The sequence below is a fragment of the Mycobacterium sp. genome (assembly GCF_032161845.1).
Taxonomy (GTDB): domain Bacteria; phylum Actinomycetota; class Actinomycetes; order Mycobacteriales; family Mycobacteriaceae; genus Mycobacterium.
This window is the reverse complement of the sequence record NZ_JAVRQA010000525.1, coordinates 1-6,689: the sequence shown is the minus strand read 5'-3', so window position 1 is coordinate 6,689 and position 6,689 is coordinate 1. Positions and strand designations below refer to the sequence as shown.

At 67.8% G+C, this 6,689-nt stretch carries 7 protein-coding genes and 1 pseudogene; 4 read left to right on the top strand and 4 right to left on the bottom strand.

Translation table 11 applies throughout. The annotated features are described in order from the left end of the window. On the bottom strand, positions 1-287 hold a 287-nt coding region (locus QOD90_RS28985), incomplete at its 3' end, for a cation diffusion facilitator family transporter (RefSeq protein WP_526355605.1). A 218-nt stretch (positions 288-505) separates the two neighbouring features. Between QOD90_RS28985 and QOD90_RS28980 the strand changes: the two are divergent. Then, a pseudogene (locus QOD90_RS28980) lies at positions 506-1,048 on the top strand (L,D-transpeptidase); the annotation flags it as partial. Here QOD90_RS28980 and QOD90_RS28975 read toward each other — a convergent pair. The 3 genes from QOD90_RS28975 to QOD90_RS28965 all read right to left on the bottom strand — a co-directional run bounded on the left by QOD90_RS28975 (position 1,045) and on the right by QOD90_RS28965 (position 3,557). After that, positions 1,045-1,359, bottom strand: a complete 315-nt coding sequence (locus QOD90_RS28975) for an Lsr2 dimerization domain-containing protein (protein ID WP_526355611.1) — start codon at positions 1,357-1,359, stop codon at positions 1,045-1,047. The pseudogene QOD90_RS28980 and the gene QOD90_RS28975 overlap by 4 nt on opposite strands. Positions 1,360-1,462: 103 nt before the next feature. Continuing rightward, a complete protein-coding gene (locus QOD90_RS28970) occupies positions 1,463-2,872 on the bottom strand; it encodes a neutral zinc metallopeptidase (protein WP_526355609.1) in 1,410 nt (469 codons plus the stop codon). A gap of 91 nt (positions 2,873-2,963) precedes the next feature. After that, positions 2,964-3,557 (bottom strand): TetR/AcrR family transcriptional regulator, encoded by a 594-nt coding sequence (locus QOD90_RS28965; RefSeq protein ID WP_526355607.1) that lies wholly within the window; start codon positions 3,555-3,557, stop codon positions 2,964-2,966. Between the two features lie 67 nt (positions 3,558-3,624). Between QOD90_RS28965 and QOD90_RS28960 the strand changes: the two genes are divergently transcribed. From QOD90_RS28960 to QOD90_RS28950, 3 genes are all read left to right on the top strand, one after another. Next, complete coding sequence (locus QOD90_RS28960; RefSeq protein WP_526355604.1) at positions 3,625-5,877, top strand: molybdopterin-dependent oxidoreductase; 2,253 nt, start codon at positions 3,625-3,627, stop codon at positions 5,875-5,877. Between the two features lie 12 nt (positions 5,878-5,889). Then, entirely contained in the window at positions 5,890-6,393 is a 504-nt protein-coding gene (locus QOD90_RS28955; protein ID WP_526355602.1) for a pyridoxamine 5'-phosphate oxidase family protein, read from the top strand. A gap of 1 nt (position 6,394) precedes the next feature. Beyond that, a partial coding sequence (locus QOD90_RS28950; protein WP_526355600.1) for a nitroreductase/quinone reductase family protein occupies positions 6,395-6,689 on the top strand: 295 nt, incomplete at its 3' end.

Genomic DNA, 6,689 nt, shown 5'->3' with positions numbered 1-6,689 from the left:
GCGGAGAGGATCTCGGCGCGCTTCAGGCCGTAGGTGTAGCCGCCGCGAGCCGGCCGAGCGGCGAGCCGGATGGCGATGAGCGCCAGCACGATCGACACGGCGTCGGTGAGCATGTGCCCGGCATCGGTGATCAACGCGAGCGAACCGGCGATGATGCCGACCGCGACCTCGGCGGCCATGAAGCCGACGATCAGGATGAGGGCGAGCGTCAACCACTTTCGGTCGGCATCGGCGGACACGCCGTGGGAGTGCCCCTGGTGGCCCTGATCGTGCGCGGTCTCGCCCATGGTGCCCGAGCATACATCGATACATGCGTATATCGGCATGCTTTCCAGCGATCCATCTACTATGCTGCTACGTAGATACTTCGCCGACCGAAGGAGGCGCCCGTGACCCCCGAACGCCGACGCCGCGCCGCGGTGGTCACCGCGCTCGCCGTGGCTGCGGCGCTCACGTCGACGACGGCCGGTGGCGGTCTTCGGGAAGGCGTCCAACGCGCATCGACGGCGAGGAGGACCGGGCCGTCGCGTTCTCGATCGGGCCGTCTCACGTCACGATCGCCGACGACGTCACCAAGCAGGTCAGCGTGTACGAGAACGGCGTGCTCGTCCGAACCATGCCGACCTCGATGGGTCGAGGCGGCACGGAAACCGTTGGGGGCCAAACCATTGCGTTCTGGACCCAATCGGGCGCCTACACGGTGATGGACAAGGCCAATCCGGTGCTCATGGACTCGTCCACCTACGGCCTGCCGGTCGACGCGCCGTCGGGCTACCGGATCAGCGTGCCGTACGCGACGCGCATTAGTCCGGACGGCATCTACCTCCACGAGAGGGAGGCGACGGTATGGGCCCAGGGCAACACGAACGTCTCGGCGGGTTGTCTGAACCTCAGCGCGGCCGACGCGCAGTGGTTCTACGAGTTCTCCCAGCCCGGCGACGTCGTCGAGGTCCGCAATACCGGCGGGCAACCGTTGGCGCAGTGGCAGAACGGGGATTGGAGCGTCCCGTGGCGGGATTGGCTGCAGGGCAGCACACTTCGCAACTAGGTCCGCGACCTGTACGCGTCGAGTACCTCGGACCGAAGGCGCCCGCGCGGGCCGACGTCCAAACCGTTGTCGAGCGCCCACTTTCGGGCCTTGGTCGACTCCGAAGGGTCGTGCTTGACCGGTCCCCCACGAGGCCGGCGATGCCCCGAGCGACGGCTTGCGTCAATCCAGCCACTCAGGGCGTCGCGCAGCTTGGCCGCGTTCTCGTCGGACAGGTCGATCTCGTAGTGGGCGCCGTCGATGGTGAACGCTATCGTCTCCGACGCAGCGGTTCCGTCGATGTCGTCGACCCACTCGACGACGGTCTTCATTGCCACGGGTTGCGAACCCCTTTCGCACTCATGGTGTCATCGACAGATGGAGCACCATGATAGCCATTGACGGGACCGTCAAGGGGCATTGACCGGGCGCGTCCTACTTGAAGCGCCCGTAGCAGAGGTCCTCGTCGCCGCCGAGGCCCGAGCGGAAGGCCACGATCCGGGTGAACCCGGCGGGGACCGTCTCGCCGTCGACGTTGCTGGCCACTAGTCCGTTGGTCAGTAGTCCCGCCACGGCTTCGTCGAGGTCGCCCGCCGTCAGCACCAGGGCGAGGCTCTTGTCCTCCGACATGGCGGCCTGCGCGACACCCGTCAGACACGCGGTCCGCAAGGCGGCCGCCGCGGAGTCCAGCGGTTCACCCCGCTCGTGTTGCACCGCAAGCGCATAACGCGACGTCACCACCGACAACGCACTGTTGTCGCCCTGGAGCAGCGTGTAGTCCTCGCGGTCGGCGGGCTTGCCCATCTCCGCCAGCGCCGCGACGTCGACGAAGATCGTGTTGCTGTCCGGGCAGTACGACGCCGGCGGGCTCGGCTTCGCATCCGAACACTCCGGTGCATCGAACGACAGCTGGGGCGCGTCCTTTGGCTTGAACACCGCGTCGAGCACCTTGACCAGCGAGGTGACGACGTCCTCGGTCACCTCGACGTTGCCGGACGACGAGTCGCCCGCATCGTCCGAGGGCAGCGTCAGCGGCAGATCGCCACGCCGCGCGGTGATTTCGTCCATGTCGATCTTGCCGCACTCCGATGCGCCGGACGTGAAGCCGATCTGGAACGCGCTGATCCGGTCGAGCGCCGTGCCGTGGCCCTGCTCGAGGTACGGCGCGTCGCCCGCGGCGTACGTCGGGTCGCGCAGCGTGAGCACCCCTGCCAGAACGTGATTGAGACCGTCCCCGGTGCTGAGCTCGAAACGGGGCGACTTGCCCTCGGCCACCCACCGGACGTACGTGCCTGCGAGGCAATCCGCCTGCTGCTCGCTCACCAGCGTGCTGGTGTCGTCGTCCACGATCTTCGCCATGTCCTGAACCGCGTGCCCGTACTCGTGCGCCAGCAGGGCCGCGATCGAGGTGTCGCCGAAGAACTGCTGACCGATGGGGACCAGCACGCCGCGGTCCCAGGCGATGAGGTGGTCGGGCGGACAGAACAGTGCGTTCGGATTGCCGTATGTCTCGCCCCCGCAGATCTCGGGGCTCGACGGGCTCTCGGAGTCGTAGGACACCAGATCCTGGACCGCCTCGAAGGAACCGTCGAACGACTCGGCGTAGTTCTTCTCCCAGAACTCGGCGACGTCGTTGACGGCCAGGGTCGCAAGCTTGTCGGCGTCGCCGCCGTCGGTGTCCTGCACGTCGCCATCGGGAGCGGGGGCGTCCTCGCGGATGCCGCTGGGGCCGTCCTCCGCGGGCAGCCCGCCGGCACGGAAGGGGTCGTACAGCGGGGAAACGGCCAGCCCCTGCGTCGTCGACCCGCACCCGGCGACCATCAGCGCCACGCACGCGGTCGCCATCGCCGCCTTCAATCCGCCCACTGGTTCACGCCCTGCTTCGTTTACGCGATGAGTGATTCAACGAAAGGCGAGGGTATACCGGCGAGCGCGACTACGAGAGAACTCCGCGCAGCACCAACTGGGCGAGCTCGTCGGCGGCGCGGTCGACGTCGGTCACCCGCCGAACGCACACCGCGTACCAGGCGCCGCCCGCAATCGCGTCCATGACGGTGTCGGCGCCGACGGCCCCGCGTGCGACGCCGTCCGCCGCCGCGTGGTCGAGCTGGGCGGCGAGCTGGCTGCGGGCCGCGGCTTCCAGCCGGTCACTGATCACCCGGCGCAGCCGGCGATCGGACCGCAGGTCGACGAGCAGGCCCGGGATGGCCTCGCGGACAGCGGGATCGCGATACATCTGGATCGCGCCCCGGCACAGCCGGACGATCTCGGCGCTCAACTCATCCTCCGCGGGGGTCGGCCCCAGGTCGGGGAAGACCGCCTGGTGCACCAGCTCCGCCTTCGAGCTCCACCGGCGGTAGACGGCGGGTCGGCTGACCCCGGCCGTGGTGGCGATCAAGTCGACGGAGGTGGCCGCGTAGCCGCGCTCGACGAGCAGGCGCTTGGTCGCGGCCAGCACCGCGGAGTCGATCGACGGATCCCGGCGTGAGCCTTGGCGCCGGTGCCGCGTCGGGGATGCGGACTTCACGATTCGCCCCCTTCGGTCGGAACTTCGTCGATACAGTGTGTCACGACAAATGCGGGTGAGGAGGCCTTCGATGGCATCGGAGTCGACGAGGCAGTTGGCGAGCACCGGACAGGACGGGCTGCATCTCTATACCTGCCCGCTGTGTGAAGCCATGTGCGGCTTGGAGATCGAGGTGGCCGACGGCCGCGTCTCGAAGATCCGGCCGAACCGCGAGGACACGTGGAGTCGCGGTCACATCTGCCCAAAGGGCGCTTCGCTCGGCGCCCTGCACGAGGACCCCGACCGCATCCGCACGCCCATGATCAAGGTCGATGGTCAGTGGCAGGAGGTCAGCTGGGACCAGGCCTTCCGGCGGTGCACCGAACTGCTCGCACCCGTCATCGAGAAGTACGGCATCGGTGCGGTCACCGCGTACACGGGTAACCCGCTCGCGCACTCCTTTTCGCTCGCGCGCTACGCGGGCATCCTGCTCGGGATGTCCGGCATGCCGATCACCTACTCCCCAGGCACCGTCGACCAGTGGCCAAAGAATCTGTCGTCACACCTGATGTATGGCGGCTGGTGGAGCTTCCCCGTCCCCGACATCGAACGGACCGACCTGCTCGTGGTGATGGGCGCCAACCCGGCCGCATCGCAGGGGTCACTGCTCGCCGCACCGGACGTGATGGGCATCCTCGGCGGAATTCGCAAGCGCGGCAGGGTGATCGTCATCGATCCGGTCCGGACGACGACGGCCGAACGTGCCGACGAGTGGTTGCCCATCACCCCCGGCACCGATGCAGCGCTGCTGCTGGCGGTGGCGCAGACACTGTTCGCCGAGGACCTCGTCGACCTCGGCGTCGTCGAGCCGTACCTCGACGGCATCGACGTTCTACGGGACGTCGTGGCCGACTGGCCGCCGGACCGGGTGGCGGCGGCCACCGGCATCGACTCGGAGCGCATCCGGGGGCTGGCGCGCGAGCTCGCCGCTACCCCACGCGCGGTGGTCTACGGCCGAATCGGCACGTGCAATCAGGAATTCGGCAGTCTCGCCAGCTGGCTCGTCGACGTCGTCAACATCCTGACCGGGCACTTCGACGTGGCAGGCGGCAGCATGTTCCCGCGGCCCGCCGCGTGGTCGGTCACCGTGCAGCCGATCCCGGGACTCGAGGACGGGGTGGCCGACTTCGGCAGGTACCGCACCAGGGTCCGCGGCGCCAAGGAAGTGCTCGGCCAGGTTCCGGTGTCGTGCATGGCCGAGGAGATCGCCACGCCTGGCGAAGGCCAACTCAAGGCGCTGATCACCGTCGCGGGCAACCCGGTGCTGTCCACCCCGGGCGGTCACAAGCTCGACGAGGTGCTGCCGAGCCTCGAGGCGATGATCTCAATCGACTTGTGGCTCAACGAAACCACGCGTCACGCCGACGTGATCCTGCCCGGCTCGTCGCCCCTGGAACAGCCGCACCACGACGACCTCATCCTGAACTTCGCCGTCAACAGCATCGCGAACTACTCGGCGCCGGTGTTCGAGAAGCTGGACCCCGGCGCACCGGATGAGTGGGAACTGTTGATCCGGCTCACCGGGCTGTGCACCGGGACACCCGCCGAGGACGTCGACGTCGCCGCGATCGACGATGGCTTCTTCGACTACCTGTGCTTCACCCAGGGCCTGGACGGTGCCGAGATCCGGGCGCACTACGAACACGGGGGTCCCGAGCGGACTCTCGACCTGACGCTGCGGACCGGTCCATTCGGTGACCGCTACGGCGAAGTTCCCGGCGGCCTGACCCTGGAGAAGTTGAAGTCAGAGCCCAACGGCATCAACTTCGGCCCGATGGTGCCCCGGGTTCCCGAGGTGCTTGGGACCGCGGACCAGAAGATTCGGCTGGCACCGCAGTACCTACTCGACGACCTTCCGCGACTTGCGCAGCGCCTCGTCCGCGCGCCCGACGAACTGGTCTTGGTCAGCCGTCGGCACCTTCGATCCAACAACTCCTGGCTGCACAACGTGGCGCCGCTGATGAAGGGCCGCGACCGGTGCACGCTGCTGATGCATCGCAACGATGCCGAGCGCCGCGGTCTCGTCTCCGGCGACGTCGTGGCGGTCCGCTCGTCGGGCGGGGAGATCCAGGTGCCGCTCGACGTCACCGAGGCGATCAAACCGGGCGTGGTGTCGATGCCGCACGGCTGGGGCCACGGCAAGCCAGGCACCAGAATGGCGGTGGCGAACAACGCGCCGGGGGTCAACACCAACGTGCTTTCGCCGCCCGACTTCATCGATGAACCATCCGGGAATGGAGCCCTCAACGGCATCCCGGTGACGGTCACCGCCGTAGGCGCCTGATAGGGATGACAGATGGGTAGGAACGAACGCTCGAAGATCGTGATGGGCGACGACGAGATCGCCGAGTTCATCGACCACAGCCGCACCGCGACCATGGCCACGCTGTCGGCCGACGGCAAACCGCATCTCATCGCGATGTGGTACGCCGTCGTCGACGGTGAGATCTGGTTCGAGACCAAGGCCAAGTCGCAGAAGGCGGTCAACCTCCGTCGGGATCCGACCATCACCGTGATGATCGAGGACGGCAAGACCTACGACACGCTGCGCGGTGTGTCGATCGACGGTCGGGCCGAGATCGTCGACAGCGACCCCGATCTGCTTCTGCGCGTGGGAATCAGTGTGTGGGAGCGCTACACCGGTCCGTACACCGACGAGATGAAGCCGTTCGTCGACCAGATGATGAACAACCGCATCGCCGTCCGGGTGGTACCGACCCGGACGCGCAGCTGGGACCATCGCAAGCTCGGGATGCCCGAGATGCCGGTGGCCGGCACCACTGCCGAATACCTCACCTGACGTGGCGGCGCAGAAGCGCCCGGATCAGCTGGACTCGCCGATCCTTCCGGTGATCTTCCGGCACGTCGGGAGGGCCCAGGTCTGGATCTACCGCAAGACCGGCGGCCGGATCGGTGGAAAGTGGCGCGTCGGAGCGGGTTTCCGCAAGCCGGTGCCGACACTGCTGCTGGACCATGTCGGACGCAAGTCGGGCACGTCCTTCACGGTGCCGCTGCTGTACGTCCGCGACGGGGCCGACGTCGTCGGCGTGGCGAGCCAGGGCGGCCGCCCCGAGCATCCGCAGTGGTATCGCAACC

Excerpts from the sequence above, each read along its gene's own strand:
- QOD90_RS28975 (WP_526355611.1), bottom strand. The coding sequence starts at position 1,359 with ATGAAGACCGTCGTCGAGTGGGTCGACGACATCGACGGAACCGCTGCG.
- QOD90_RS28970 (WP_526355609.1), bottom strand. The coding sequence starts at position 2,872 with ATGGCGACCGCGTGCGTGGCGCTGATGGTCGCCGGGTGCGGGTCGACG.
- QOD90_RS28960 (WP_526355604.1), top strand. The coding sequence starts at position 3,625 with ATGGCATCGGAGTCGACGAGGCAGTTGGCGAGCACCGGACAGGACGGG.
- QOD90_RS28955 (WP_526355602.1), top strand. The coding sequence starts at position 5,890 with ATGGGTAGGAACGAACGCTCGAAGATCGTGATGGGCGACGACGAGATC.